Genomic DNA, 26,521 nt, shown 5'->3' with positions numbered 1-26,521 from the left:
ACCATAAAATCTTATCATCCAGGAAGGAGAAAATACGACAATGGAGGCTTTAAAAACATTCATTCACGACATGTTTCAAAAGGACTGTTCTGCCTGTACAAACGAAGAACTATACAACGCACTTCTGACATACACAAAAAATTTGCTGGAGACAAAAGGCTACCATGAGGGAAAGAAAAAAATATATTATATTTCCGCCGAATTCCTCATTGGCAAGCTTCTCTCTAATAATCTGATCAATCTTGGAATTTACGACGAGGTTTCTGACTTTCTTGAAAAGAACGGAAAATCCCTGGCAGAAATTGAGGAAGTTGAACCGGAACCTTCCCTTGGGAACGGCGGTCTCGGCCGTCTGGCAGCCTGCTTTTTGGATTCCATTGCAACCCTTGGGCTTCCCGGAGAAGGAATCGGTCTGAACTATCACCTGGGGCTGTTTAAACAGGTTTTTAAGGATGGACTCCAGAAGGAAACACCGAACCCATGGATTACGGATACGAGCTGGCTCACCCCTGCCGATGTGTGTTATATGGTTCCGTTCCGCGGCTTTTCTTTGAAATCCACCCTGTACAATATCGACGTAGCAGGCTATGAAAATAAGTCCATTCGTCTCCGTCTTTTCGATATTGATATTGCGGATGAAAACATTGTCCACGATGGGATCGCCTTTGACAAAAAGGATATTCTCCATAATCTGACCCTGTTTCTGTATCCGGATGACAGCGATGATGCCGGACGAAAGCTCCGCATTTACCAGCAGTATTTCATGGTAAGCAACGCCGCGCAGCTTATTCTGGATGAGGCGAAAGCTAAGGGATGCACCCTTCACGACCTTGCCGATTATGCGGTGATCCAGATCAACGACACCCATCCCAGCATGATCATTCCGGAGCTGATCCGGCTGCTCACAGAACAGGGCATCAGCTTTGACGAGGCAAGCGAGATCGTTTCCCATGTGTGCGCGTACACCAACCACACCATCCTGGCCGAAGCCCTGGAAAAATGGCCCATCCATTTTCTGGAGGAGATCGTACCTCAGCTTGTGCCCATTATCCGCAGGCTGGATGCAAAGGCAAAAGAAAAATATCCTCAGCCCGAGGTTGCGATCATTGACGGAAATGAACTGGTGCATATGGCTCATATGGATATCCACTATGGCTTTTCCATCAACGGCGTGGCAGCACTGCATACCGATATTCTGAAAAACAGCGAGCTTCACGCTTTTTACAAGATTTATCCTGAAAAATTTAATAATAAGACAAACGGTATCACCTTCCGCCGCTGGCTGATGTACTGCAACAGACCTTTGACCGCATATATTTCCTCCCTCATTGGAGATGGCTTTAAGAAGGATGCAGCGGAGCTGGAAAAGCTTATGGCATTCCGACATGACCCGGCTGTTTTATCCCGTTTGCTGGAAATCAAGACGGACGCCAAAAAGGTGTGCAAGGATTTTGTCATGGCAAATACAGGGGTGGAGATTGATGAAAACAGCATTTTTGATATTCAGATAAAAAGACTTCACGAGTACAAACGCCAGCAGTTAAATGCCCTGTATATTATCTACAAATACCTGGAAATCAAAGGAGGAAAGAAGCCTTCCAGACCTTTGACCTTCCTGTTTGGAGCAAAGGCAGCACCCGCTTATTACATTGCTAAAGACATTATTCATCTGCTTCTGACGCTCCAGAATCTGGTGAAAAATGATCCCGATGTATCTCCTTATATGAAGGTTGTAATGGTGGAAAATTACAATGTCAGCGCAGCGGAAAAACTGATTCCTGCATGTGACATTTCCGAGCAGATCTCCCTGGCCTCCAAGGAAGCAAGCGGAACCGGTAATATGAAATTCATGCTGAACGGCGCAGTGACCCTGGGTACCCTTGACGGGGCAAATGTGGAGATCGGCGATCTTGTAGGTGAGGAAAACATTTACATTTTTGGTGAATCCAGCCAGCAGATCATTGAGCACTACTCAAAATCCGACTACTGCTCACGCGCAATCTATGAGGGTAATGAGAACATCCGCAGATACGTGGATTTTATTGTCAGCGATGAGATGCTGCGCCTTGGAAAAGAGGAGCATTTGCGCAGCCTCTATAACGAGCTGGTAAACAAAGACTGGTTTATGACTCTTCTGGATCTGGAAGACTATATCCGTGTTAAAAACCAGGCATTAGAGGATTACAATGACCGCGAAAAATGGGCGGAGAAAATGCTTGTGAACATTGCAAAGGCAGGTTTCTTCTCCTCAGACAGAACAATTGAGCAGTATAATCATGATATTTGGCATTTATAAAAAACGGCATTATACTGCCAAAACAATGCCAGGCATCGTTCATCACGGCGCAAAAAAGAGGGATTCGGCATCCCTCTTTTTTATGCTGATTTATTTCACCTGTATCTGACACATTTTCATAGCTTCCAGGGCATTTGTATGGCTCTGGGGCGTCACTCCGGCACAGCAGGAACCATCTACTGTAATTTCCGCTTCCGGCAGATACGCCTTTAAAAGCAGAGCGTTAGAAATCACGCAGATATCCGTACATAAGCCAATCAGTTCAATCCCGTCGAACCCCTCTTCCGCTACCCACGCCGCCAGTTCTTTGCTGCCAAAGGAGGGCTTTTCAAATCGTTTCCCTTTAAATTCTCTCAATGCCTGGTCAAGCTCCCAGCCAGCAGTATTTTTTATACAGTGGATTACGGGAAGCTTTTTACCTTCCTGCGTGTCAGGATAATTCTCTTCGTGGGTGTCAAGGGTAAAGACGACCTCATCTCCTGCCGCCTGATATTCCCTGATTTTTTCTGCAACCTTTGGCACGATCGCCTGGGCTTCTTTTGTTCCAAGACTCCCGTCTATAAAATCCTTCTGCATGTCCACAACAACCAACAACCGCTTCATGGCACATCTCCTTTCCATCTCCATGGTTTTACCTTTTATCCAGTATAACACATTCCTGTAATTTTAAAAAAGCTTTTTGATTTTTCCCGCCCAATGATATTTTCATGAAAATTCCCCAAAACTGTTGACAAGTACCAATTATATGCTACAATATTTTTGTTCTAAAAAGAACTATATTGGAGGTGTCTGATCGTGAAAAAACCTCAGGAAATGCTTGCTGAATACCGCAGCAATTCCACATTAACCAAAAAAATCTATGACCGCACTATGGAGCCGCTTTGCTCTCAGTACCACATTTCCCGGATGGAGCTGGACATTCTGCTGTTTCTCGCCAATAATCCGGGCTACGATACGGCAAGAGATATTGTAGAGCAGAAACGCTTTACCAAATCCCATGTATCCACCTGCCTGCACCTTTTGGAGGATAAGGGATATCTGGAACGCACTCTTCATTCCGGTAATAATAAAACCGTTCATCTGAAGCTTCTGCCCGCCTCCTCCCAAATCGTGACCGCCGGGCAGGAAGCTCAGCGTCAAATATTCGTCCGGATATTCGGCAGTCTTTCCCAGGAGGAGGTTGCCGTTCTGGAACGCATTTCAAGGAAAATCAACGCCGCTATCCGCGACACATTAAAGGAGGTATAAACATATGTGGTATAAACTGCTTATCTGTTTTATAGCAGGCATCGGCGCCGGATTGGGAACCGGCTTTGCAGGTATGAGCGCTGCTGCTGTTATCAGTCCCATGCTCATCACATTCCTGCATATTCCCGCATATCAGGCCGTGGGGATCGCTCTTGCCAGCGATGTATTAGCCAGCGCCGTAAGCGCCTATACCTATGGCAAAAATAAAAATCTTGACATCAAAAACGGCCTTACCATGATGGTTACGGTACTGCTTTTTACCATGGTAGGAAGCTGGGTTTCCAGCCTTGTTCCAAGTCATGCCATGGGCAATTTTTCCGTATTTATGACTCTGCTTCTGGGCATTAAATTCATCGTAAAGCCAGTCATGACCACCAAAGAATCCATGGCTTCCGTCAGCGCTAAAAAACGCTTTGTCCAATCTGTTCTCTGCGGAACCCTCATTGGATTTATCTGCGGATTCGTAGGTGCGGGCGGCGGCATGATGATGCTCCTGATCCTTACCACAGTTCTGGGATACGAATTAAAAACTGCCGTAGGAACCAGTGTTTTTATCATGGCTTTCACCGCCTTTACCGGAGCTGTCAGCCACTTTGCCATCGGCGGCGCTCCTGATATGTGGTGCCTGGTTTTCTGCGTTCTTTCCACACTCCTGTGGGCAAGAATCGCAGCCAGATTTGCAAACAAAGCAAGCGCCATCACACTGAACCGTGCAACAGGCGTTGTTCTTACTGTTCTCGGAGCTGCGATCCTGGCTGTAAATTATCTGTAAGCCGTCAAAAAACGCGGTCATTTGGGCACCTCCCTAAGGAAGGCGCCCAAATGCCTTGTATCTCAATATAGTTTATTTATAAACCGCCACACGAAAACACGAATGGAAAGAAAATTTTAATTTAACACGCAGAAATTATAGAGTGCGTGTCATTTATTATTGTAGCTTGTTGATTCATGTGCTATAATAATTAAACATACAGTTTCAAAATAGTGCGTGCAGAAAGTTGGTGTGTCTTGACTTGAATAAAATAGAAATTGTTCAAAATATAATTGAAGAATCTGGAGGGATTGCCAGAACTTCTGATTTTATTATGGCAGGGCTTGAAAATTATGATGTGGCTAAACTTTGTAATGAAGGAGTTATAGAACGTATAAGACATGGCTATTATCAACTTCCCCAAAGTAAAGATATAACCGATGAGCAACTAATTGCGACACTGCTTCCGCAGGGAGTCATTTGTGTCGAATCTGCATTGTTTCATTATGGCTATAATGACTTTGCTCCTCGTGAATGGTCTATTGCGATCCCTCGTTCTATGTCAAGAACTGCAAGACGAATGCAGGAAATTTCAATGAAAGCTTATTATATTCAAAAAGAATATATGGAACTTGGCAAAATAGTTGATAATTTTAATGGCGTAGCTCTTTCGGTATACGACAGAGAACGTACAATATGTGACTGTTTTAAATACCGTACAAAACTTGATCATGAGCTATTTAATAAAGCGCTTAACGCTTATGTCGTTGATGAGAAGAAGAATTTAAGCAATCTTTCAAAGTATGCCAAAAGAATGCGGCTGTATGCAAAAGTTATGAATGTAATGGAGGTGTTGTTAAATGGCTGATATAGGAGCCTCTGTGCTTGCACGATTAAAAAACAAGGCTAAAGAAAGCGGAAGAAGTTATCAGCTCTGCCTACAGCTCTTTTGTCAGGAAGAATTTCTGCGCCGTCTGGAAAAATCAAAATATGCAGAAAACCTGGTTCTGAAAGGCGGATTGTTCATCTATTCTGTTACAAATTTTGACAGCCGGGTAACTCTTGATGTGGATTTTCTTCTTAGAAGAATTCCAAATACGCCGGAACAGTTGCGGACGGTATTAGAAGAAATCATCTCTTGTGATACAGGTAATGATTTTGTCACTTTTGAGATCAAAAGCATTGCCCCTATTGCAATAGCCAAAAAATACGCAGGCATCGGAGCAGCCTTAATTGCCCGTATTAAAAACACACGCACTCCATTCAGCATAGATTTCGGAGTTGGCGATGTTATTGTTCCAAATCAGGAAAAGCGAAGAATTCCAACGCAACTCGCAAATTTCACTGCACCAATGGTAAATACTTATTCCCTTGAAACAACTGTGGCAGAGAAATTGGACGCAATTTTAAGCTTAATGGAATTCTCCAGCAGAATGAAAGACTATTATGATATATACTATCTTGCAAATAAATTTAATTTTGATGGCAAGATTTTGTCTGAAGCGCTCAGAAAGACCTTTGCTAATCGTGAACACAGTTTTACTCTTGAACAATTTGAACAGGTTATGAAATTTGATGGCGATGTAGCAATGCAGAAAAAATGGAAAGCCTTTGTTCGTAAAATCAATATTAAAACGGATGATTACAGTACGGTTCTGAAAATAATAAAAGTCTTTTTGGCAAAACCATTCTCCGCAACAGTTAATAACAAAGAATTTATCGAACAATGGTCTGCTGCTAACGGCGAGTGGATGCGATAGGACGACGTTGAAATAGTATATTTGACGGAACCCTTCTGTATCAGATCCGAAACACTGCCACTGACCTGTCTCTCATCCAGAATCTGTCTTCCACATATACTTCCTCCGGCAGACCATTTTCTTCTCCTGTATTGACACAGACCCTCCATTTATAACCCTCCGGCAACGGCGGCAAATAGATTTCCTGCGCTTCCCAATACACATTTATTGCCAGATACACCAGATCCTCTTCCCCCCGCTCCGGGTCAAAACCCGCAAACAACACACCTAAAAAACGGCTGTTTTCCGTGATCTCTCCCTTCCATGGAATCTCACCGTGTACGCTGATAAACGGAAACCCAAGCTTCGATGGGTACTCACTTCCCCTGATCGCCGGATGCGCCTTCCGGAATCTTATCATATACCGGAAAAATTCAAAAATATCCCTGTTTCTCTCCAGATCACCCCAGTCCAGCCAGGAAATCTCGTTGTCCTGGCAGTAAGGATTGTTATTTCCATATCTTGTATTACAGAACTCATCCCCTTCCAGAAACATAGGGGTTCCCCTGCTGCACATCAGCACAGCACACGCGTTTCGTATCAATCTCTTCCGAAGCCGGATGATCTCAGGATCATCGGTATCTCCCTCCGCCCCGCAGTTCCAGCTCCGATTGTCATCTGCTCCGTCCGTATTATCCCATCCGTTATCCCAATTGTGCTTATTGTTATAGGAATACAGATCATACAGAGTAAATCCATCGTGGCAGGTGAGGAAATTAATGGAGGAATTATAGCCGCGGTACTGCCCTGTATACAGATCAGGAGAACCGCTGATCCGCTTCGCAGCCGCCGGCGCAAACCAGTAATCGCCCTTCAAAAAGCTTCTCATATCATCCCGGTATTTTCCGTTCCATTCCGCCCAGCGGTTCCACGCCGGAAAGCTTCCCACCTGATAAAGCCCGCCTGCATCCCATGCCTCCGCAATGAGCTTCACATCTCCCAGCACCGGATCCGCGGCCAGGTTTTTCAAAAGAGGCGGCTGATTCATAGGAAGCCCATCCTCACTCCGTCCCAGGATGCTCGCCAGATCAAAACGGAAGCCATCAATTCTATAGGTAACGGTCCAGTACCGCAGACACTCCAGAATTATCTGCTGCACCACCGGATGATTACAATTCAGGGTATTTCCGCACCCGCTGAAATTATAATAATGTCCATCCGGAGTCAGCATATAGTAAATTTTGTTATCAAACCCTTTAAAAGAAAAAAACGGCCCTTTTTCGTTTCCTTCCGCAGTATGATTAAACACCACATCCAGGATCACCTCAATCCCGTTCCGGTGCAGCTCCCGGATGAGATTTTTCAGTTCTTCCCCCTCCCGGTTAAGCTCCTGCTGAGAAGAATAGCTTGTATTAGGCGAAAAAAAGGAAACCGTGTTGTAACCCCAGTAATCCAGCAGGGTTCTCCCATTTACCTCACGCTTCGCCATGGTTTCATCAAACTCAAATACCGGCATCAGCTCCACCGCTGTGATTCCCAGTGATTTCAGATAAGGAATCTTTTCCCGCACTCCCGCAAAAGTGCCGGGATGCTCCACCCCAGAGGAACTGTGTCTGGTAAAACCTCTCACATGCATCTCGTAAATGATCATATCCTGCATGGAATGCCGGGGCTGGCAATCCTTTCCCCAGTCAAAATCATTTACCACCACACATCCCCGATAGCCATAGCCCTCATTTGGATTTTTTCCCCATTCTCTTTGTCCCGTTACTGCACGCGCATAAGGGTCCAGAAGGGGCTTGCTCTTATCAAAAAGAAGCCCTCTCTCCGGATTGTAAGGCCCATCCAGACGGTATGCATACTCAAAGTCCGTGATCTTTAATCCGAACACGATCATAGAGTAAACCTTGCCGATCCGGTAGCTGTCAGGGAAGGGCAGAACCGCATACGGCTCCTTTTCCCCGTTATGGTAAAGAAGCAGCTCGCAGGAAACCGCATAATGAGAATGTATAGTAAAATTCACTCCGTTTGGCAGCGCTGTAGCCCCATTAATCTCGTAAAATCCTGGCCTTACTTCAAAATCTCCTACCCGGTCCACCGGTACCAGTTGCTCATCATCCAATGCTACCAGCCCAAAGTCTGCTTTTCTCATATACGCCTCCTGTCAGATTCTCTCCGTTATTTTTAAATGTCTTTGTAATACAAAGGCTCGATTATATCGCATTCCTTACAGGTACAGCCATTCCGGTATCCATCGCAGCACCTGCAGTCCGAACAGTACATATGGGCGTCATTGATATAGAAAAGCCCTGCATACTGAGCCGATGTACGGTATGCCCCGGCCTGCTTCTTCCTATCCGCATAGTATATACCGTTGGATATCAGCATATTCTCAGGAGTATATGGTGCAAAGTCAAAAAAGTGAGTCTGCGAGCCATGATGTGGAACCTTAATGCACCAGTAATGGTCATGGAGAGGATATTTTCCGTCGTAATTCTCCGCAATCTGTTTCAGATGCTCCTGCTGCACATCTCCTGTAAAAAGCAGGTTCAATTCTCCATCTCTGGCGTTTTGAAATACAATGCTGATCTTATTTTTAAACTGCCGGAGGTTCACCTTTTCTCCCTCCAGCGCAGACAAAAGCTGCTGAAAATCCCCTCTGCTTCTAAGCTCCTTAAACTCCCTGTCAATAACAGCAAAGGACGGATGCTTTTTTTCTTCCCCTGTCATGCTCCACACGAGTTGGCGCAGGCCTTCTGCAAAATCAGTCAGAGCCGCCATTGCTTCCTCATGATTCTGCATGATCTTTTCATAAGCCTCTTCTGCCTCTGTCTTGATTATCTCCTTATCCGGCCAGAGGGCCTGATATTTTCCCTCAAACTCTTTTCCCCTACAAAGAAGCTCTATCCTCTGGGGCCTTCTGCACAACGCCTCAACCAGCGCAAAAAGGCTGATCTGTTTACTTGGAAGATACGTATTTTTCATTAAATCCGACAGTAACAGCAATGCCAGAGTATGGCTCATTTCCGGCTCTGAAAAAACATCGGGAAGATAGATTTTTCCAAATTCGTATGCGCTTCTGCGCTTTTTTATCATATATAAAAGGCCGGATAAATGATCCAGATGAAAATGTGTCAGCAGAAGATTTTTATGAGAAATGGTGGTCAGATCTGAGATGATCACATCAAAAATCTCACTTCTGGGCTGTCCGTTGATCCGGCTGTTGCAGGTACCAAAGTCCACCAGCAGGCTCTTTCCTCTGTCGCGTATACAGAAGCAATCGCCGCAGCCCACATTATACATTCGTATTTTCATTTCTATCCTCCATGTGTTTTATAGGCAGCATATAAAGCTCCTCAAGACTGATACAAGTGGGAAATGTACGTTTTTCTACCCCTGCTTTACACGCTTCAAGATTCATCCACTTTACGGATTCCACCTCTGACTCCTGAAGCGTAAGCTGCTCTGGTTCCACATCTTTCCATAAATAATACACGTTCGTTACCTGATTATCCGCAAACTTTTTTCCGTAGAAAATGTCCTCCCAATACAGGCTTCTCCTGCCGCAAAAATGAAAGTCCTCCTCCTTTGCGTCAAGTCCCAGTTCTTCCTTCAGCTCCCGGATCGCAGAGGGCAGGTAATCCACCCCCGCCGGAATATGACCTGCGCTGGAAATATCATAACATCCCGGAAAGGAATCTTTATCTGCACTTCGTTTCTGCAGCAAAACTTCCATTCCTTTTCCCCTGTCGCGCATCAGCCATACATGCGCCGTTCTGTGGCGTATCCCCTCTGCGTGGGCTTTAGTGCGCTCCACGATTTCTCCTGTGGGAATGCCGTTTTCATCTACAATATCCAACCATTCCATTTTATGTTTCCTGATCCCTTTCCCTCATGATTTTCCGGCTGTCATCTTTTCTTCGCGCGCCAGCTCCTTCTGCACGATCCGGTACACGATCGTTGTCACAACCATCGTACACACATCTGCGATCGCCTGTGCCGCCTGAATTCCCAGGAGGCCCAAAAACTGAGGCAGGATAAGGATTGCTGGAATAAAGAAAAGTCCCTGTCGTGAGGCTGCCAGAACGGAGGCATACGTCGTTTTTCCCATGGTCTGCATCATCATATTATTCATAACTATCCAGCCATTCAGCACGAACGTAATACATTGGAAACGCAAAGCCAGCGTACCGATCTCTATTACTTCCGGATCCTTTCGGAAGATTCCTACCAGGCTTCCGGAACATATTCCGCCCAAAATTGCCAGTACCAGCAACACGGCTGTGGAAACCTTAACGCAAAACCAGAATGCCTCTCTGACACGTCCGTATTTCTTTGCGCCGTAATTAAAACCGCATACCGGCTGGAAGCCCTGCCCAAATCCGATCAGCACGGAGTTGGCAAACATAGAGATCCTGCTTACTACGGACATGGCCGCTATAGCTGCGTCGCCGTATGGATTTGCCGCAATATTCAGCACCATAGTCGCCACGCTGGCAAGTCCCTGGCGAAACAGGGAAGGCAGTCCGCCTCCGGCAATCTCTCTGATCCTGTCGAGATTCAGACTTACGTTCCGCAATCTGATGGGAATACATCCCGACGCCTTAATGCCATATAGAAGCAGCACAAAGCTTACAAACTGACTGATGATGGTTGCCAGCGCTGCACCGGAAATTCCCATGTGGAATGTGAAGATAAACAGCGGGTCAAGCGCAATGTTCAGCACGCCTCCCGTAGTGATTCCTATCATGGCATAGAAAGCATTTCCCTGAAAACGAAGCTGGTTGTTCAGCACTAGCTGCGCCGTCATATAGGGAGCTCCGATGAGAATAATGCGGAGATAGTCCCGTGTATAGGGGAGGATCGTTTCTGTGGAGCCGAGAAGCCTTGACAAAGGGTCTAAGAAAATAAGTCCCAGTATCATGGTAACAATCCCCAATATCAGTGCGCCGAAAAAGCCTGTTGCTGCAAGCTGGCCTGCTGATTTGGTATCTTTTGAGCCAAGGTGACGGGAGATACAATTGCCCGAACCGTGACCGCAGAAAAATCCCAGTGCCTGAATGATCGCCATAATGGGAAAAACAACTCCTACTGCTGCTGTTGCGCTGGTTCCGATCCTGCCTACGAAAAATGTATCCGCCATATTGTAAATGGAGGTTATGAGCATACTGATTATAGTCGGTACGGCCAGCTTTCCTATCAGGGGCGGAATGGGCGCCTCTGTCATCATTTTATACTTCTCATCCTGTGTCATAGAGTGTGACATAATTTATCGCTTCTTTCTGTTTGCATTCATCAAGTGTTCACATATTCGCACTTCGCCTTGCGGCTTGCACCCGTTAAGTGTTCACATTATACCATGGTCACTAAGTTCATGCTGCGCCTTCGGCTTGCATTCTCTAAGTGTCCAGGTATATGTTCTCACTAGATTCGCACTTCGCCTTGCGGCTTGCGCTCATCAAGTGTTCACATTATACCATACAACCCTCTTTCTTGTAACCCTTCAATCCTTTAGAAAACTCACCTCTTGCCAAATTCTGCGACACCTATTACAATAATGAAAGCAATATACAAAGGACTTGATTTTATGAACCAAAAACAACTGGACCTTACAGGAGGTCCGATTCTTAGAACACTGACAGAGCTTGCTCTGCCTATCATGGCCTCTTCCTTTTTGTCAACCGTGTATAACATCACAGATATGGCGTGGATCGGTCTGCTGGGTTCCAAGGCTGTGGCAGGGATTGGGGTCGGCGGCATGTATGTCTGGCTTTCCCAGGGACTTGTATCCCTGGCAAGAATGGGCGGGCAGGTCAATACGGCTCAGGCGCTGGGACGGCGCGACAGAGAATCTGCCATAAAATATTCCTGTGCCGCCATACAGCTCACACTGCTGTTTGCAGCGCTTTTTACTGTCCTGTCCCTGCTTTTCACTGATCCTCTGCTGAGCTTTTTTCAGATAGGCGATGCGCTTTCTTATAGATATGCAAGGGATTATATGCAGATAACCTGCGGACTGATCATTTTTTCTTATATGACATTTACGCTCACAGGATTGTATACCGCACAGGGTGATTCCCAAACACCGCTGAAGGCTAATCTGGCAGGGCTTGTAACCAACATGATCCTGGATCCGCTTCTGATCCTGGGGGTGGGACCATTTCCAAGGCTGGAAGTTACCGGAGCTGCTATCGCCACAGTCACAGCGCAGATTCTTGTTATGGCAGTGCTGCTTGCCGGGATTTTCCGAAGGGGAGCAACCGCCAATATCCTGCGGGAGATCCGGCTGTTTTCCAGAATAGAAAGCAGCTATTACCGTGCTGTTTTCAGAATTGGGATACCCACGGCGCTTCAGGGAACGGTTTACTGTATGATTTCCATGGTTCTTACCAGGATGGTTGCCGTTTTTGGTCCGGGAGCCATAGCAACCCAGCGTGTGGGAGGGCAGATTGAATCCATTTCCTGGAATACGGCAGACGGATTCGGGGCTGCGCTCAACGCTTTTATGGCGCAGAACTATGGTGCAAAACAGCCGGACAGGATCCGGAAAGGTTATAGGATTTCCTTCCGCGTTCTGGCAGTATGGGGACTGTTTATCACAGCTTTATTTGTATTCTTCCCACGCCCTATTGCAAGACTTTTCTTCCATGAAGAAGATGTTATTTCTGTAGCTGTAGGTTACTTGATCGTGATCGGTTTCAGCGAACCTTTTATGTGCATTGAGCTGATGACTGTCGGCGCTCTTTCCGGTCTTGGAAAGACAAAGCTGTGCAGTATTATCAGCATTGCGCTCACTGGCGCCAGGATTCCCCTGGCTCTGATCCTCACCAGAACGCCGCTGGGATTACACGGTATATGGTGGGCGCTAACCCTTTCCAGCATTTTAAAAGGAATTGTTTTTTACTTTGCGTTCCAGCAGGTAAACCGCCGCCTGGAATTGAAAAAAATCTGATAAGGGCAGGCATATTTTGCCTGCAGAAAGGAAACATATGACCAAAAAAGAACTTGCTCTGGAAGTGATTCAGAGATTAAAAAATGAATATCCCCTGGCAGACTGTACTCTGGATTATGACCAGGCATGGAAGCTTCTGGTAAGTGTCCGTCTTGCTGCGCAGTGTACGGATGCAAGGGTTAATGTTGTGGTAAAGGATCTGTATGAAAAATTTCCTACGGTTGAGGCTATGGCAAATGCGGATGTGAATGAGATTGAGGCCATTGTAAAGCCCTGCGGCTTGGGAAGAAGCAAGGCGCGGGATATCAGCGCATGTATGAAGATCCTTCATGAGCAATATCAGGATAAGGTTCCGGAGGATTTCGATGCGCTTTTGAAGCTTCCCGGGGTGGGAAGGAAAAGCGCCAATCTGATCATGGGAGATGTGTTTGGAAAACCGGCTATTGTGACGGATACGCATTGTATCCGGCTTACGAACAGGATTGGATTGGTGGATAATATTAAGGAGCCGAAAAAGGTGGAGATGGCACTTTGGAAGATTGTTCCTCCGGAGGAGGGGAGCGATTTCTGCCATAGGCTTGTGTATCATGGAAGAGAGGTTTGTACGGCGAGGACTAAGCCTTATTGTGAGAGGTGTTGTTTGGGGGATATTTGTAACAAAAATGGAGTTTAAGGCGAGGGGGCAATCTCGGAGAGCGAAGGCCGCATTCCCCCGGGAGCTTGTTTGAAAATTGCTTTCTGCAAGATGTGCTTCACAATTTGTGGGAGATTTGCTCCAAATGAGGGAAGCGTAGCGGGCTACGCTGACCGAGTGCGGGGCAAATATACCGCAAAGTGGGAAGTGCAGATTGCAGGAATGAATTTCCAAACAAGCTCCTGGCTCCCCCTTTTGGCCCGCTTGCGGCGCGGGGTTTTTGGTTACATTTTTAATATGGATTCAGGGTTTAGTAGAGATATTTCCTTTTCCTCGTGGGTTACGATGATTAGGGTTTTTCCTTTGGTGCGGGTTTGGATGTAGTGGATGGTGCGTTGTTTGGTTTCTTCGTCCAGGCCTTTGAAGGGTTCGTCCATGAGGATGCAGTCGGCTTCGGCGGCGAGGGCGCGGAGGATGGCGATTCGGCGGCGCATTCCGCCGCTTAGGGTACGGACGGGTTTATTCCATGCGTCTTTGAGGTTTACTTCCTGGAAGGCATTTTCGATCTCCTGGGGAGTTAGATTTTTTTTCACCAGGCGGAGGTTTGCGGCGGCGCTGAGGTTTTCACACAGGCGGTCTTCCTGGAAGACGGCGCTGAGGTTTCCTTTGGGGATGCCTGTTATGGTTCCGGAATCCGGGTTTTCCAGGCCCATTAAGATGCGCAGAAGGGTGGTTTTTCCGCATCCGGATTCGCCCATGATGCAGGTGGTTTTTCCTGCCGGAAAGGTGTATGAAAAATTCTTTAGGACCTGTTGGGAGCCGAAGGATTTTTCGATGTTTTGAACTACAATATCCATTCTTTTTTACCGCCTCTCTAAGATTTCCATTAGTTTTTTTACAACGGACAGGAAAAGTTTTTCAAACAGAAAGCTGATCAGGATGATCACAATCGTCCATGCGAACAGGTCGGGTGTGTTCAGGTATATTTTTGCATGGTATAGTTTTTCTCCGATGGAACCGGAGGGGATGCCGATGACTTCGGCTGCCACGCCTGCTTTCCAGCACAGTCCCAGGGACAGTCTGCAGCCGGTGAGAAAATAGGGCATGACCTGAGAAACGTAAATGTAGAGAATTCTTCTTCCCAGGTTCACGCCGAATACATCTGCCATCTCCAGAAGCTGCCTGTCCGTCTGACGGATGCCTTCCAAAATGTTGGTGTAGACTACCGGAAGGACCATCAGAAAGGAGATAAAAACGGAGAGATTTCTGGACGGGATCCAGATCAGGCACAGGATGATAAAGGATGCCACTGGAGTGGATTTTATCACTGTGATCAGGGGATTGAAAAGGACTGCGGCAACGGTAAATGCGTAGGATATCACGGCCAGGAGGGTTCCGGCTGCAAGTCCCAATAGAAATCCCAGAACGATCCTGACGAAGCTGAAGCCTGCAGACAGCCAGAAATCTGCGGTAAGGATCAGTTCTCCAAGTCTTTTTATAACAGAAACAGGAGATGCCAAAAGTATCTCCTGCTTCAGCCACATACTGGCAAGCTGCCATATCAGAATCCAAAATGCAGCCGCCAGAATCCGCTTTTTATCGCTTGTAATAGAAGTCTTCATCCGGTAATTGTCCTCCGATAATTTCCGGGTTCTGCTCGTTCAGCGTGTTCAGATAGCCGGAAAGAATGGTCTTCATTTCGTCGCCTTCCATGAATACGATGCTGCATTCCGGTATCGCTTTTTGTGCAACCTCTTTTGTAACAATATCGTGTGCGCCAATGATCTCTGCTGCCGCTTCCACATCGCTGTTTACAAATTCTACGGATGCTTTATATGCGTCCATAAATGCGTCTACATCTGCTTCATGCTCCAGCAGATAATCGTTTCTTGCCAATACTACGCCTGTCACAAGCCGGCTGTCGTCCGTTACGGAGGACTCCCACAAATCGTTCAGATCAAGTGCGACCCGCAGGTTTTCATTTTTAGTAAGGGCTGTTGTTACAAATGGCTGGGGCAGCAAGCCGACTGCTGTCTGGTCTGCCGCAAGGGCAGCCACAACCTCTGTGTGTTCCGATTTATATTCTATGGTAACGTCTGTTTCCGGATCGATCCCGTTTGCTGTCAGTACAGAATTTAAGGCGTATTCCGGTGTTGCTCCCTTGCCACTGGCGTAGATGGTTTTTCCCATTAAATCCTCTGCTGACTGAATGGTTTCACCGTTTTCCACCAGATAAAGAACGCCCAGCGTGTTCACAGCTAAAACGCTGACATTTTTTTCTGTCTTTTGGTACAAGACTGCTGCCAGGTTCGCCGGAACTGCGGCGATGTCCATTTTTCCCTGCACGATCATCGGAACGATCTCATCCGGAGATGCTACGATGGTAAAATTGCATTCCTCATTGTCCAGCATCTGCGCCATTCCCATGGCGGTAGGACCTTTCAGAGCGCCTACATTGATCACAGAGGCTTCCTCTGCGAAAGCTTCTTTTTCCCCGATTCCTGCAAACACGCCTGCGCACACGCAGAGCGCCAATGTCCATGATATCGCTTTTTTCTTCATTTTACTTCATCCCTTCATTTCAAGCCATAAAACAATCCTATTGCATTGCTATTCTATCACACTTTTCAATCCTATCAAAGCGGTTTCACAGGATTATCTTCTTTCCTATTGCTATACTTTTATCAGGTTTGTGAAATGTTTTTAGAAAATCTTTGACATATCACCCATCTGGTGATAATATGATTATAGAAAGAGTGCTGCCGATAGACGGCTAGTCCACATAAATTGATTGAACAAAAATGCCGCTCAGCTTATTGGATCCGGGCGGCTATTTTTGTGACTTACTATTGCTTCCTATTGAGTAACCCAGCCCAAACGCCGTCATACACAAGCTGATGACAGCGATCAGGCCTTCGAGCGTCAACATCGGCATCTCCTCCTTAACAAGATTTCCATCAGAACATATCTGAGGATTTCTATGTAAACAGAGAGTCACAGTCCCTCTGAAGAGGGACTAGCCGCCTACCGTTATGGCAGCACCCAAGAAAATTATACCAACGATACCAGCAGGTTGCAAGAGCGAAAAATGTCGAATGCCCTGTTTCCTGTCACATAAGCGATACGAGAGGTTTATCCATTTGAAAAAAAAAGAGATGATTTTTATCCTGGGGTTCCTGGTTCTGGCAGGAATTTTGTGGATTGGAATGAGCTTTGCCCGAAGTGGCAGCCACCAGACGATCCGCATTACGGTGGACGGGGAAGAGTACGGCACTTATTCCCTTTCGAAGGATCAGGTGATCAGGATTAATGACACAAATGTATGTGAGATCAAGGATGGGAAAGTACGGATGACTGAAGCAAACTGCCCCGACCAGCTCTGCATCCATCAGCGCGCCATTGATGAGGGCGGCGGGACCATCATCTGCCTGCCTAACCGCATCGTGATAGAAGGCGAAAAGGGCGGTGACGTCCAATATGATGACTCTGATGACGGATTAAAAATAGACGCAGTAACCTGACCGGTACTGCGTCTTTCTCTTTTACTTTTTCTGTGTCAATTCATAGTAGAAAATGTATTGCTGCATAACGCCCTGCATCCCTTTATATCTCCGGTTGGGAAAGCCTCTTTTATAATGGGCATCCAAAGCCTGGCGGATGTGGGTGTCAATGGGAAACGCCTCCAAATGATGCAGTGCAAAAAGACAGATACAGTCTGCCACCTTTTCCCCTACGCCATAAAGGGTCAAAAGCTGCTCCTTCGCTTTTTTATACCGCATGGAGCTGATTTCTTCCAGCGAAATCTCACCTGCCGCCACTGCTCTGGCTGTTCCCGCTACGTATTTGGCGCGGTACCCCAGATTGCAGTCACGAAGCTCCTCCTCAGAAGCCATCGCAAGCGCCTCCGGTTTGGGAAACGCATAATATGTTCTCCCATCCCAGGTTGTTTTTTCTTCTCCAAAGCGTGTACAAATATTCTCAATACAGCGTCTGATTCTCACAATATTATTCTGCTGGGAAATCAGAAAAGATACGATCATTTCCCATAAATCCTGGCGCAAAATCCGGATTCCGTTTCCTGTTTCTGCCGCCCTGTTCAGATATTGATCTCTGGGATTGATCGCCTTTATGTACCTTCCATAGTCCGCATCCAGGTCAAAATAAGATATCCAGAAAAACAGAAATTCCGTCTCCTCACAATGGAACGTAACCAGCGTTTTTTCCTGTTCTATCTCCAGATATTTGTCAGCCGCGTGAACGGCATATCTGTTTTCACTGATTTTTTTCATGCGGAAGCATTGACCGGAATTGCAGATCTGTTCCAAATCAAAATTCTCTAATTCAATGGTAATCATATCAGCTTCTATACTGCCTGAAAAAGCCGGCAAGTCCTTCCAGAGCCTTACCCAGAACCGGAATCTCCGTTTCGTCTAGTGTGTCCATAACCGCATCCACCATTTTGCGGTGAAATTCCGCGTGATGATGGTATGCCCTGCGGCCTTTTTCCGTAAGATGAATGAAAACCACACGGCGGTCCTGTTCGCTCCGCTCCCGTTCCGCATATCCTTTTTTTACCAGACTGTTCATAGAGGTGGTAAGCGAACCCAACGTAATATTCAGCTTTGCGGCAATGTCAGACATTTTATTTCCGCCCAGTCCTACCGCTTCCATGATGTGCATATCGTTGTTAGAAATATCCTTATACTCTTCTGTTATGATAGCCTGCTCTTCCAGTTCCATTATCTCGTTAAAAAGGTGTACTAACACATCGTTTATGACTTCCCTGCTTTTCACGCTCTTTCTCCCCGCATCTGTACAAATTTATAATCTGCTTGTGTTAGTATAGCATAAAACGTGATTTTTTACCATGATTTTTGCACAGCTACAATTTTCGGAATCTCTGATACCTTTTCTCCACCAGCTTCTCCGGGGACAGCGCTCCGTACCCGGCGAGGAATGCGGCAATGCCAAGACTCATTCTGTCCGTGGTTTTTCCCAGATTGTCTCTTGTCAGACGTTCTTTCTCCCGGATCACATGCTCTACGATCCCAAGCTTTTCCAAATCCCTGGCGGTAAGCTTCATCACTCCGGCTGCTTCCTTTGCGCGCTTGCTGTCCTTCCACAGGATTGACGCAAAGCCCTCCGGGGAAAGGATGGAGTAAACGGAATTTTCCATCATCCAAACCTCGTCCGCCACAGCCAGCGCAAGAGCGCCGCCGCTTCCGCCTTCCCCGATCACAATGGAAAGCACCGGTACAGCAAGACCGGACAGCTCATAGAGATTCCGGGCGATCGCTTCTCCCTGTCCGCGCTCCTCCGCTTCCAGCCCGCAGAAGGCCCCCGGTGTATCTACCAGACAGATGACAGGGTGTCCGAACTTTTCCGCCTGCTTCATGAGGCGGAGCGCCTTTCTATAGCCCTCCGGGGAAACCATGCCAAAATTGCGGGCAATATTTTCCTTTGTCCCCTGTCCCTTTTCCTGGACAATAACTGTCACAGGCAGCCCGTAAAAGCAGGCAATTCCTCCGATCACAGCGCTGTCGTCGCCAAAATATCTGTCCCCGTGGAATTCCGTAAAATTCTCAAAAAGCAGCTCAATATAATCCTTGCCTGTAGGTCTTTCCTTATCCCGCGCCAGCATTACATGCTCCCACGCATCCACCTTTTTCAGGGGGCTTTTTTCCTCAAACACAATTTCCGTGATCTGCTTTTTGACCCCTTCATTTCCAACCAGTGACGGATGAGCCAGGATGCCGCGGATAATGTCAGGAATGGTGCTGCAGTCATGAAGTATGGATTCATCCTTCAAAAGCTCCATGGTTTGATCTGCCAGGAGACTACCTCGCTCCTCCCTGCTCTGCTCACTGTGCATTTCCAGAAGCAGCTTCAGTTCCTCCCGCAAATTTTCCCTTTCCACAATCCTGTCAATAAAGCCGTGCTCCAGCAAAAATTCCGATTTCTGAAAGCCCTTCGGCAGCTTTTGCCCTATTGTCTGCTCGATCACACGCGGTCCGGCAAACCCGATCAGCGCTCCCGGCTCCGCCAGGATCACATCTCCCAGCATGGCAAAGCTTGCAGTCACGCCCCCTGTCGTGGGATTGGTAAGTACACTGATGTATAAAAGCCCGGCATCACTGTGACGTTTCAGGGCAGCCGCGGTTTTCGCCATCTGCATCAGAGAGACGATTCCCTCCTGCATCCTGGCCCCTCCGGAACAGGCAAATATAATTACCGGAAGCTTCTCCCTGGTCGCCCGCTCCACCGCCCTGGCAATCTTTTCACCAACCACTTCTCCCATACTTGCCATCATGAAGCGGCTGTCGCAGACACCCAGGACTGCCGGATTTCCGCCGATCAAAGCCTTTCCGGTAATGATAGCCTCATCAAGCCCGTATTTTTCCCGGAGTCCCTCGACCTTTTCCCGGTAGCCCTTATAGCGCAGAGGATTGCCGGAATGCAGCCCTTTGTCCCATTCCTCAAAGCTTCCCTCATCTGTGATCATTTCGATCCTCCGGTAAGCATGGACGCGGAAATAATTGCGGCAGTGGGGACAGATATAATAATTCTGCCTGACCTCCTCCACAAAAACTGCGGATTTGCAGGCATTACATTTTTTCAGCAGTCCCTCTGGAACCTCCGGCTTCTCAATATTTTCATCTTTTACATCAAAAACCGGCTCTGTCACCGTGCGTTTAAATGTATGATTAAGCTTCATCTACCTTCACTCCCCCGATTTCATGGGTGCTCAAAAATCCGATATCAAGGTTCCCAGCCTGATAATCCTCATTGTTCAAAATCTCAAACTGATAGTCAACATTGGTATCCACGCCTTCAATGATCACCTCTCCCAGGGCGCTTTTCATTTTTGCGATAGCATCCTGGCGGTCTTCACCGTGGACGATCAGCTTTGCCAGCATGGAATCGTAATAAGGAGGGATCTGATACCCATTGTAAATGCCAGTATCCACCCGGATTCCCTGTCCTCCCGGAAGATGCAGCCCGGTAATGGTCCCGGGCGACGGTCTGAAATTTTTCTGCGGATTTTCCGCATTGATCCTGCACTCAATGGCATGTCCCTGTATTTTCACATCCTTCTGTGTAATAGAAAGTGGCTCGCCTGAGGCAATCTTTATCTGCTCCTTCACCAGGTCAAACCCCGTCACCCACTCGGTCACGGGATGCTCCACCTGGATCCGGGTATTCATTTCCATGAAGTAAAAATTGTTATTCTTTTCCAACAGAAACTCAATGGTTCCTGCATTGACATAATTGGCTGCCTTTGCAGCTTTCACTGCCGCCTTTCCCATCTGGCGGCGCAGCCTTTCAGAAACTGCCGCACTGGGCGCTTCCTCGATCATTTTCTGGTGGTTTCTCTGTATGGAACAGTCCCGCTCGCCCAGATGGATCACATGCCCCTGGCTGTCTGCCAGGATCTGAAATTCAATATGTCTGGGATGCTCCACAAAATGTTCAATGTACATAGTACCGTCACCAAAGGCGATCTGCGCTTCCTTCTGTGCTGTCTGAAATGCCAGTTCAAATTCATCCGAAGAAAAGGCCGTTCGCATGCCTTTTCCCCCGCCGCCCAAAGCGGCCTTTATAATGACCGGATAGCCTATCCTTTTGGCTTCTTTTGCACCTGTCTTTGGGTCTAAAATGGGTTTATCCGTTCCCGGGATCACCGGAACTCCCGCTGCAGTCATGGTATTGCGCGCAATCTGCTTGTTACCCAGGTTCCGGATAACCTCTGATCCCGGACCTACAAAGGTAACGCCGCACTGCTCACAGATTTCCGCAAACCTTGCGTTTTCCGAAAGAAATCCAAAGCCCGGATGGATGGCATCCGCCCCGGAAACCATAGTTGCGCTCATAATGCGCTCCATATTCAGATAGCTTTCAGAGGAAGGACCAGGCCCGATGCAGATTGCCTCATCAGCAAGCTGTGCATGTAAACTGTCTTTATCTGCCTCAGAATAAACCGCCACGGATGCAATTCCCATTTCCCTGCAGGCACGGATAATCCGCACCGCAATCTCCCCCCGATTGGCGATCAACAATTTTCGAATCATAACCTCACCTTTTATTCCGCAATCGTCCAGCCTTCGGCTAAATGTTGCTTCATCCAACCATAAATGTCAGCTCTGCCTTCACCGCAAGTTTTCCGTCTACTGTGGCGATCGCCTCGCCCACTCCCACAGGCCCCTTCTGCTTAATGATCCTGGTTTCCAGACGTAGCTTATCGCCGGGGCAAACTTTTGTCTTAAACCTGCATTTGTCGATTCCGCCGAAATAAGCGATCTTGCCCCGGTTTTCCGGCTTTGACAGAATGGCTACCGCCCCTGTCTGCGCCAGCGCCTCCACGATCAAGACCCCCGGCATTACCGGCTCCTGCGGAAAGTGTCCCTGAAAGAAATCCTCACGGAAGGTCACGCATTTATATCCCACTGCAAATTCTCCCGGCACATAATCTTCGATATAATCCACCAGCAAAAAAGGATGGCGGTGGGGAAGAATTTCCTCAATCTGTTTTATGTTTAAATGGTTCATATTTTCCTCGCTATTTAATCCTGAATAATGGCATTCCATACTCTACGGCATCGCCGTTTTTTACATAGATTTCAGCTACCTCGCCGTCGAAATCACTTTCAATATCATTCATCAGCTTCATAGCCTCCACGATGCCAAGCACCTGCCCTTTTTTCACTTTATCTCCCGGCTTTACAAAAGGCTCAGCATCCTCGGCAGGCGCTGCATAAAAGGTTCCCACAAGGGGCGATTTTATCAGATTTCCCTCCGGGATCTCCTTCTTCTCTCCTCCCTTTTCCTCAGCCAAAAAACCTGCAGGAAGCGCTCCGTTTCCCACTGTTCCCTGCTCTGCCAAATCTGCATTTCCCGTGATAATGGTCTGCACTGCTCCGCATTCCATGGACAGCTTGAGGTTCTCTCCCTCATACTGAAAAGAGGTGACTTTTGAATCCGATACATGGTCAATTAACTGTATAAGCTGTTCAAATTCCATTGTATTTGCCCCCTTATTCGTACTTTTTTACAAGCAATGTGGCGTTGTGTCCGCCAAAGCCAAGAGAGTTGCTCATGGCGTATTTTACCTCCTGGTATACCGGAGCACCGATGCAGTAATCCAGGTCCAGCTCCTCCTCAGTCTCCTTTGTACCTACTGTCTGATGGATAAATCCATCCAGAATGGACTTCACGCACACAATAAATTCCACGCCGCCTGCTGCTCCCAGAAGATGTCCGATCATGGACTTTGTGGAATTGATCTTCAGGTTCTTCGCAGCATCTCCAAAGGCTGCTTTGACGGCCCTTGTCTCAAATAAATCATTGTGGTGAGTTCCGGTTCCGTGGGCATTCAGATAGTCCACCTCTCCCGGCTCGATCCCGGCCTCCTTCATGGCATCGGTCATGGCTCTGGCGGCGCCGCTTCCATCCTCCACAGGGGAGGTAATGTGATATGCGTCCGCCGTAGCGCCATAGCCTGCAACCTCTGCCAGAATCCTGGCTCCGCGGGCTTTGGCATGTTCAAGTTCCTCCAAAATTACCACTCCGGCGCCCTCTCCCAGCACAAATCCGTTCCGCTCTTTGTCAAAGGGAAGGGATGCCCGATAGGGATCCGCACTTGTGCTCAATGCCGTCAGATTGGTAAATCCTGCGATTCCCACAGGACATACGCAGCTTTCCGCGCCGCCTGCGACCATCACCTCCGCATCCCCATACTGGATGGCACGGAACGCATCTCCGATACAATGGCTGCCGGAAGCACACGCCGTTACCACATTGGTGCATTTTCCACGCGCTCCTGTCGCAATGGAAATATTTCCTGCCGCCATATTGGAAATCATTTTGGGCACCAGAAGTGCATCCACTCTGGACGGTCCCTTTTCCATAAGCTTCTGCTGCGCTTCTGTCATTGCCTGCAGGCTTCCGATACCGGAACCGACGATCACGCCAACCCGGAACGGGTCCTCTTTTTCCATCTCAATCCCCGCATCCGCAAGCGCTTCCTTTGCCGCCGCTACCGCATACTGGGAAAACAGCGCCATACGCCTCGCCGCTTTTGCATCCATTCTTTCTTTTGCGGAAAAATCCTTTACCTCAGCAGCCAGCTTTACCTTATAGTCAGAGGTATCAAACCTCGTGATCTCTCCGATCCCAACCGTTCCGGCTTTCACATTTTTCCAGAAGGTTTCCACATCATTTCCTATGGGCGTAACCGCTCCAAGCCCCGTTACCACCACTCTTCGTTTCATAATAACCTCCAAATTTTAACTGGTTTTACATCGCCATGCCGCCGTCCACGCACAGGACCTGTCCAGTGATATACCGCGCCTCCTCTGACGCAAGAAAGACTGCTGCCTTCGCCACATCCTTCGGCTCGCCAAAGCTTCCCATTGGAATCATTTTCGCGGTTTCTTCCTTCACCTTATCCGAAAGTACCTCGGTCATATCCGTCCGGATAAATCCCGGTGCAATGGCATTTACGGTAATTCCCCGGGATGCCAGTTCCTTTGCCGCTGATTTTGTCAGTCCGATGACCCCAGCCTTGGATGCAGCGTAATTCGCCTGTCCCGCATTTCCGCAGATTCCTACTACCGAAGCCAGATTCACGATCCGTCCGCTTCTCTGCTTCAGCATCTGGCGGGAAACATGGCGGATACAGTGGAAGGTTCCCTTTAGGTTTGTGTCCACAACTCTGGAAAAATCCTCCTCGGTCATAGCCATCAGAAGTCCGTCCTTTGTGATCCCGGCATTGTTTACCAGCACATCTATATGTCCGTGTTTCCGTACAATTTCCTTGAAAAAGCTCCGGCACGCTTCATAGTCCGCCACGTTACACTGACAGGCTTCCCCTTCGCCGCCCTTTGCCTCAATCTCAGCCTTTACTTCCTCTGCCTTTTCTCTGGAACCATTATAATTAATGATGACAAACATTCCCCGGGATGCCAGCTCACACGCAATGGCCCTGCCGATCCCCCGGGATGCGCCTGTCACAACTGCTACCTTTTTTTCTGTCATGCTTCTCTCCCGATCTCTGCCAAAACCTTGTCAACATCTTCTACTGTCTGGACGTTAAAAATCCTTACATCCCGGCTGATTTTCTTTATAAATCCCGCCAGAGTTTTCCCAGGACCGATCTCCACAAAGGTATCAATACCCTGTGCGATCATATTCTCCACGCTCTGCTGCCAGCGCACGGACGAGGAAATCTGCTTTGCCAGAAGCTCCTTTGTCTTCCCGATATCCGTTATATATTCTGCTGTTACGTTTGTGACATAGGGGATTTTCAACGGGGAAAGCTCTGTCTTTTCCAGGACTCTTCCCAGCTCTTTACCTGCCTCTGTAAGCATTTCCGAATGGAACGGACCGCTTACATTTAATGGTAAAATCCTCCTTGCCCCAGCCTCCTTAAGCTTAAGGGAAGCCTCCTCCACAGCCTCTTTTTTGCCTGTAATGACGATCTGACCCGGACAGTTGTAATTGGCGATCCCAACTCCTTCTATACTGTCTGTCACCGCCTCGATCTGCGCTCCGTCCATACCTAAAACGGCTGCCATAGAGCCCTGTCCTGCCGGAACTGCCTGCTCCATCAGGATTCCTCTTTTTCGCACTGTAGTGATGGCATCCTTTACCGTCATGCCTCCTGCTGCCGCAATGGCGCAGTATTCTCCCAGGCTTAAGCCTGCAGTTACATCCGGGTGAAGTCCCTTTTCTTCCATTACCTGCTCTATTGCCAGGCAGGTGGTCACCAGCGCAGCCTGTGTATATTCTGTCAGATCCAGCCTGTCATTTTCCTCAAAGCAAAGTTCCTTCATATCCAGGGAAAGCCACTGGCTTGCCTGGTCAAAGATCTGTCTTGAGGTTTCATATGTATCATAGAAATCCTTTCCCATGCCTGCCTTTTGTGCTCCCTGGCCCGGGAAAATAAATGCGATCTTACTCATAAAAAACGGTTCCTTTCAGACACTCCTGGGTTTCCTTTACAAGCTTTTGGATCAGCTCCCGGCAGGTCATCTGCTCCTTGACAAGACCTGCGCTTTGGCCTGCCATTACGCTTCCTGTGGTCACATCACCGTCAATTACCGCCCGTCTTAAGCCGCCTATTGTCAACTGCTCAAGCTCCTCAAAGGATGCTCCTTCTGCCTCTTTTTTCAGATATTCCCTTGTTGTCTGGTTTCTCAATGTCCGAACCGGATGCCCGGTAGATCGGCCTGTTACTCTGGTGTCAATATCCTTTGCTTTCAGGATCATGTCCTTATAATTCTGATGCACCTGACATTCTTCTGTTGTCACAAAATGCGTACCCATCTGAACGCCTTTCGCACCCAGCATAAACGCTGCAGCGATCCCGCGTCCGTCTGCGATCCCTCCGGCTGCGATCACCGGAATCTTCACTGCGTCTGCAACCTGAGGTACCAGAACAAGTGTGGTTGTCTCACCGATATGTCCGCCTGACTCGGTTCCCTCTGCCACCACCGCGTCTGCTCCGCAGCGCTCCATACGCTTTGCATGGGCAACAGATGCAATGACCGGAATGATCTTGACTCCGGCTTCCTTCCACATTTTCATATATTTTTCAGGGTTTCCGGCACCTGTGGTAACCACCTGCACCCCTTCCTCTACAATGACCTTTGCCACTTCATCGGCATAGGGGCTCATAAGCATAATGTTTACCCCAAAAGGCTTGTGGGTCAGCTTTTTCGCCTCACGCACCTGCTCCCGCACCCATTCTGCCGGAGCATTGGCTGCGCCGATGATTCCAAGGCCGCCAGCCTGGGAAACAGCCGCTGCAAGATGGTATTCCGCAACCCATGCCATTCCTCCCTGGATAATGGGATATTCGATCCCTAGTAATTCGGTAAGCTCTGTTTTCATGAAGATCCGC

27 protein-coding genes are annotated in these 26,521 nt (G+C 47.8%); 9 read left to right on the top strand and 18 right to left on the bottom strand.

The genetic code is table 11. The features are described from left to right. Positions 1-40: 40 nt before the first annotated feature. A complete protein-coding gene (locus ACESZH_RS04435) occupies positions 41-2,296 on the top strand; it encodes a glycogen/starch/alpha-glucan phosphorylase (RefSeq protein ID WP_373212023.1) in 2,256 nt (751 codons plus the stop codon). A gap of 90 nt (positions 2,297-2,386) precedes the next feature. On the opposite strand, the gene ACESZH_RS04430 is transcribed toward ACESZH_RS04435, so the two are convergent. Next, complete coding sequence (locus tag ACESZH_RS04430) at positions 2,387-2,899, bottom strand: cysteine hydrolase family protein (protein ID WP_373212026.1); 513 nt, start codon at positions 2,897-2,899, stop codon at positions 2,387-2,389. A gap of 192 nt (positions 2,900-3,091) precedes the next feature. On the opposite strand from ACESZH_RS04430, the gene ACESZH_RS04425 reads away from it, so the two are divergent. From ACESZH_RS04425 to ACESZH_RS04410, 4 genes are all read left to right on the top strand, one after another. Beyond that, positions 3,092-3,544, top strand: a complete 453-nt coding sequence (locus ACESZH_RS04425) for a MarR family winged helix-turn-helix transcriptional regulator (protein WP_373212027.1) — start codon at positions 3,092-3,094, stop codon at positions 3,542-3,544. A 4-nt stretch (positions 3,545-3,548) separates the two neighbouring features. Next, a complete protein-coding gene (locus tag ACESZH_RS04420) occupies positions 3,549-4,316 on the top strand; it encodes a sulfite exporter TauE/SafE family protein (RefSeq protein ID WP_373212030.1) in 768 nt (255 codons plus the stop codon). A 241-nt stretch (positions 4,317-4,557) separates the two neighbouring features. Then, on the top strand, positions 4,558-5,163 hold the full coding sequence (locus ACESZH_RS04415; protein WP_373212032.1) for a type IV toxin-antitoxin system AbiEi family antitoxin domain-containing protein: 606 nt from the start codon (positions 4,558-4,560) through the stop codon (positions 5,161-5,163). Beyond that, positions 5,156-6,055: a nucleotidyl transferase AbiEii/AbiGii toxin family protein gene (locus tag ACESZH_RS04410; RefSeq protein WP_373212035.1), complete on the top strand. Its 900-nt coding sequence runs from the start codon at positions 5,156-5,158 to the stop codon at positions 6,053-6,055. The genes ACESZH_RS04415 and ACESZH_RS04410 overlap by 8 nt, the downstream gene beginning before the upstream one ends. Positions 6,056-6,095: 40 nt before the next feature. On the opposite strand, the gene glgX is transcribed toward ACESZH_RS04410, so the two are convergent. Genes glgX through ACESZH_RS04390 form a run of 4 tightly spaced genes read right to left on the bottom strand, consistent with a single transcriptional unit; the run spans position 6,096 to position 11,300 of the window. Beyond that, the gene (glgX, locus tag ACESZH_RS04405) at positions 6,096-8,186 is read right to left on the bottom strand and encodes a glycogen debranching protein GlgX (protein WP_373212037.1); all 2,091 of its coding nucleotides are present in this window, start codon (positions 8,184-8,186) and stop codon (positions 6,096-6,098) included. A 32-nt stretch (positions 8,187-8,218) separates the two neighbouring features. Continuing rightward, a complete protein-coding gene (locus ACESZH_RS04400; RefSeq protein WP_373212040.1) occupies positions 8,219-9,349 on the bottom strand; it encodes a hypothetical protein in 1,131 nt (376 codons plus the stop codon). Further along, entirely contained in the window at positions 9,330-9,902 is a 573-nt protein-coding gene (locus ACESZH_RS04395) for an NUDIX domain-containing protein (RefSeq protein WP_373212041.1), read from the bottom strand. The genes ACESZH_RS04400 and ACESZH_RS04395 overlap by 20 nt, the downstream gene beginning before the upstream one ends. Positions 9,903-9,926: 24 nt before the next feature. Beyond that, on the bottom strand, positions 9,927-11,300 hold the full coding sequence (locus ACESZH_RS04390) for an MATE family efflux transporter (RefSeq protein WP_373212044.1): 1,374 nt from the start codon (positions 11,298-11,300) through the stop codon (positions 9,927-9,929). Positions 11,301-11,621: 321 nt separating this feature from the next. On the opposite strand from ACESZH_RS04390, the gene ACESZH_RS04385 reads away from it, so the two are divergent. The 3 genes from ACESZH_RS04385 (at position 11,622) to ACESZH_RS04375 (ending at position 14,004) form a co-directional block, all read left to right on the top strand. Then, positions 11,622-12,986, top strand: coding sequence for an MATE family efflux transporter (locus ACESZH_RS04385; protein WP_373212046.1), 1,365 nt, complete (start codon positions 11,622-11,624; stop codon positions 12,984-12,986). A 37-nt stretch (positions 12,987-13,023) separates the two neighbouring features. Beyond that, positions 13,024-13,659 (top strand): endonuclease III, encoded by a 636-nt coding sequence (gene nth, locus ACESZH_RS04380; RefSeq protein ID WP_373212049.1) that lies wholly within the window; start codon positions 13,024-13,026, stop codon positions 13,657-13,659. A gap of 72 nt (positions 13,660-13,731) precedes the next feature. After that, positions 13,732-14,004, top strand: coding sequence for a DUF6783 domain-containing protein (locus tag ACESZH_RS04375; protein WP_373212798.1), 273 nt, complete (start codon positions 13,732-13,734; stop codon positions 14,002-14,004). Here ACESZH_RS04375 and ACESZH_RS04370 read toward each other — a convergent pair. Genes ACESZH_RS04370 through ACESZH_RS04360 form a run of 3 tightly spaced genes read right to left on the bottom strand, consistent with a single transcriptional unit; the run spans position 13,905 to position 16,182 of the window. Then, positions 13,905-14,477 carry an ATP-binding cassette domain-containing protein gene (locus ACESZH_RS04370; RefSeq protein WP_373212052.1) on the bottom strand — a complete coding sequence of 191 codons (573 nt, stop codon included), beginning with the start codon at positions 14,475-14,477 and terminating at the stop codon, positions 13,905-13,907. The two genes, ACESZH_RS04375 and ACESZH_RS04370, sit on opposite strands and share 100 nt — an antisense overlap. Positions 14,478-14,483: 6 nt before the next feature. Continuing rightward, positions 14,484-15,242, bottom strand: coding sequence for an ABC transporter permease (locus ACESZH_RS04365; protein ID WP_373212055.1), 759 nt, complete (start codon positions 15,240-15,242; stop codon positions 14,484-14,486). Further along, positions 15,217-16,182: an ABC transporter substrate-binding protein gene (locus tag ACESZH_RS04360; protein WP_373212058.1), complete on the bottom strand. Its 966-nt coding sequence runs from the start codon at positions 16,180-16,182 to the stop codon at positions 15,217-15,219. The genes ACESZH_RS04365 and ACESZH_RS04360 overlap by 26 nt, the downstream gene beginning before the upstream one ends. 578 nt (positions 16,183-16,760) lie before the next feature. On the opposite strand from ACESZH_RS04360, the gene ACESZH_RS04355 reads away from it, so the two are divergent. After that, entirely contained in the window at positions 16,761-17,141 is a 381-nt protein-coding gene (locus ACESZH_RS04355) for a NusG domain II-containing protein (protein ID WP_373212061.1), read from the top strand. 21 nt (positions 17,142-17,162) lie between these two features. Here the strand turns inward: ACESZH_RS04355 and ACESZH_RS04350 are convergent, their stop codons facing one another. The 10 genes from ACESZH_RS04350 to fabK all read right to left on the bottom strand — a co-directional run bounded on the left by ACESZH_RS04350 (position 17,163) and on the right by fabK (position 26,511). Then, positions 17,163-17,975, bottom strand: a complete 813-nt coding sequence (locus ACESZH_RS04350) for a DNA-3-methyladenine glycosylase (protein WP_373212063.1) — start codon at positions 17,973-17,975, stop codon at positions 17,163-17,165. Position 17,976: 1 nt separating this feature from the next. Then, entirely contained in the window at positions 17,977-18,414 is a 438-nt protein-coding gene (locus tag ACESZH_RS04345; protein ID WP_373212065.1) for a MarR family winged helix-turn-helix transcriptional regulator, read from the bottom strand. Positions 18,415-18,502: 88 nt separating this feature from the next. Continuing rightward, positions 18,503-20,335 carry an acetyl-CoA carboxylase carboxyltransferase subunit alpha gene (locus ACESZH_RS04340; RefSeq protein WP_373212066.1) on the bottom strand — a complete coding sequence of 611 codons (1,833 nt, stop codon included), beginning with the start codon at positions 20,333-20,335 and terminating at the stop codon, positions 18,503-18,505. After that, on the bottom strand, positions 20,325-21,689 hold the full coding sequence (locus ACESZH_RS04335) for an acetyl-CoA carboxylase biotin carboxylase subunit (RefSeq protein ID WP_373212068.1): 1,365 nt from the start codon (positions 21,687-21,689) through the stop codon (positions 20,325-20,327). The genes ACESZH_RS04340 and ACESZH_RS04335 overlap by 11 nt, the downstream gene beginning before the upstream one ends. 49 nt (positions 21,690-21,738) lie before the next feature. Further along, positions 21,739-22,167, bottom strand: a complete 429-nt coding sequence (gene fabZ / locus ACESZH_RS04330; RefSeq protein WP_373212070.1) for a 3-hydroxyacyl-ACP dehydratase FabZ — start codon at positions 22,165-22,167, stop codon at positions 21,739-21,741. 10 nt (positions 22,168-22,177) lie between these two features. Beyond that, entirely contained in the window at positions 22,178-22,639 is a 462-nt protein-coding gene (gene accB, locus ACESZH_RS04325; protein ID WP_373212072.1) for an acetyl-CoA carboxylase biotin carboxyl carrier protein, read from the bottom strand. Between the two features lie 13 nt (positions 22,640-22,652). After that, on the bottom strand, positions 22,653-23,888 hold the full coding sequence (gene fabF / locus ACESZH_RS04320) for a beta-ketoacyl-ACP synthase II (protein WP_373212075.1): 1,236 nt from the start codon (positions 23,886-23,888) through the stop codon (positions 22,653-22,655). 25 nt (positions 23,889-23,913) lie between these two features. After that, positions 23,914-24,654, bottom strand: a complete 741-nt coding sequence (fabG, locus tag ACESZH_RS04315) for a 3-oxoacyl-[acyl-carrier-protein] reductase (protein WP_373212077.1) — start codon at positions 24,652-24,654, stop codon at positions 23,914-23,916. Further along, entirely contained in the window at positions 24,651-25,580 is a 930-nt protein-coding gene (fabD, locus tag ACESZH_RS04310) for an ACP S-malonyltransferase (protein ID WP_373212078.1), read from the bottom strand. Before fabD ends, fabG begins: the two co-directional genes overlap by 4 nt. After that, a complete protein-coding gene (fabK, locus tag ACESZH_RS04305) occupies positions 25,573-26,511 on the bottom strand; it encodes an enoyl-[acyl-carrier-protein] reductase FabK (protein ID WP_373212081.1) in 939 nt (312 codons plus the stop codon). The genes fabD and fabK overlap by 8 nt, the downstream gene beginning before the upstream one ends. Positions 26,512-26,521: the final 10 nt, after the last annotated feature.

This window comes from Ruminococcus sp. 5_1_39BFAA (assembly GCF_964240875.1).
Classification (GTDB): Bacteria; Bacillota; Clostridia; order Lachnospirales; family Lachnospiraceae; genus Blautia_A.
This window is presented reverse-complemented; position numbering and strand designations above follow the sequence as displayed.

What these genes read in the sequence shown, in the direction of transcription:
- ACESZH_RS04435 (WP_373212023.1), top strand. Translation starts at nt 41, where the DNA reads ATGGAGGCTTTAAAAACATTCATTCACGACATGTTTCAAAAGGACTGT.
- ACESZH_RS04430 (WP_373212026.1), bottom strand. Translation starts at nt 2,899, where the DNA reads ATGAAGCGGTTGTTGGTTGTTGTGGACATGCAGAAGGATTTTATAGAC.
- ACESZH_RS04420 (WP_373212030.1), top strand. Translation starts at nt 3,549, where the DNA reads ATGTGGTATAAACTGCTTATCTGTTTTATAGCAGGCATCGGCGCCGGA.
- ACESZH_RS04410 (WP_373212035.1), top strand. Translation starts at nt 5,156, where the DNA reads ATGGCTGATATAGGAGCCTCTGTGCTTGCACGATTAAAAAACAAGGCT.
- glgX (WP_373212037.1), bottom strand. Translation starts at nt 8,186, where the DNA reads ATGAGAAAAGCAGACTTTGGGCTGGTAGCATTGGATGATGAGCAACTG.
- ACESZH_RS04400 (WP_373212040.1), bottom strand. Translation starts at nt 9,349, where the DNA reads ATGAAAATACGAATGTATAATGTGGGCTGCGGCGATTGCTTCTGTATA.
- ACESZH_RS04395 (WP_373212041.1), bottom strand. Translation starts at nt 9,902, where the DNA reads ATGGAATGGTTGGATATTGTAGATGAAAACGGCATTCCCACAGGAGAA.
- ACESZH_RS04390 (WP_373212044.1), bottom strand. Translation starts at nt 11,300, where the DNA reads ATGTCACACTCTATGACACAGGATGAGAAGTATAAAATGATGACAGAG.
- ACESZH_RS04385 (WP_373212046.1), top strand. Translation starts at nt 11,622, where the DNA reads ATGAACCAAAAACAACTGGACCTTACAGGAGGTCCGATTCTTAGAACA.
- nth (WP_373212049.1), top strand. Translation starts at nt 13,024, where the DNA reads ATGACCAAAAAAGAACTTGCTCTGGAAGTGATTCAGAGATTAAAAAAT.
- ACESZH_RS04375 (WP_373212798.1), top strand. Translation starts at nt 13,732, where the DNA reads ATGTGCTTCACAATTTGTGGGAGATTTGCTCCAAATGAGGGAAGCGTA.
- ACESZH_RS04370 (WP_373212052.1), bottom strand. Translation starts at nt 14,477, where the DNA reads ATGGATATTGTAGTTCAAAACATCGAAAAATCCTTCGGCTCCCAACAG.
- ACESZH_RS04365 (WP_373212055.1), bottom strand. Translation starts at nt 15,242, where the DNA reads ATGAAGACTTCTATTACAAGCGATAAAAAGCGGATTCTGGCGGCTGCA.
- ACESZH_RS04360 (WP_373212058.1), bottom strand. Translation starts at nt 16,182, where the DNA reads ATGAAGAAAAAAGCGATATCATGGACATTGGCGCTCTGCGTGTGCGCA.
- ACESZH_RS04350 (WP_373212063.1), bottom strand. Translation starts at nt 17,975, where the DNA reads ATGATTACCATTGAATTAGAGAATTTTGATTTGGAACAGATCTGCAAT.
- ACESZH_RS04340 (WP_373212066.1), bottom strand. Translation starts at nt 20,335, where the DNA reads ATGAAGCTTAATCATACATTTAAACGCACGGTGACAGAGCCGGTTTTT.
- ACESZH_RS04335 (WP_373212068.1), bottom strand. Translation starts at nt 21,689, where the DNA reads ATGATTCGAAAATTGTTGATCGCCAATCGGGGGGAGATTGCGGTGCGG.
- fabZ (WP_373212070.1), bottom strand. Translation starts at nt 22,167, where the DNA reads ATGAACCATTTAAACATAAAACAGATTGAGGAAATTCTTCCCCACCGC.
- accB (WP_373212072.1), bottom strand. Translation starts at nt 22,639, where the DNA reads ATGGAATTTGAACAGCTTATACAGTTAATTGACCATGTATCGGATTCA.
- fabF (WP_373212075.1), bottom strand. Translation starts at nt 23,888, where the DNA reads ATGAAACGAAGAGTGGTGGTAACGGGGCTTGGAGCGGTTACGCCCATA.
- fabG (WP_373212077.1), bottom strand. Translation starts at nt 24,654, where the DNA reads ATGACAGAAAAAAAGGTAGCAGTTGTGACAGGCGCATCCCGGGGGATC.
- fabD (WP_373212078.1), bottom strand. Translation starts at nt 25,580, where the DNA reads ATGAGTAAGATCGCATTTATTTTCCCGGGCCAGGGAGCACAAAAGGCA.
- fabK (WP_373212081.1), bottom strand. Translation starts at nt 26,511, where the DNA reads ATGAAAACAGAGCTTACCGAATTACTAGGGATCGAATATCCCATTATC.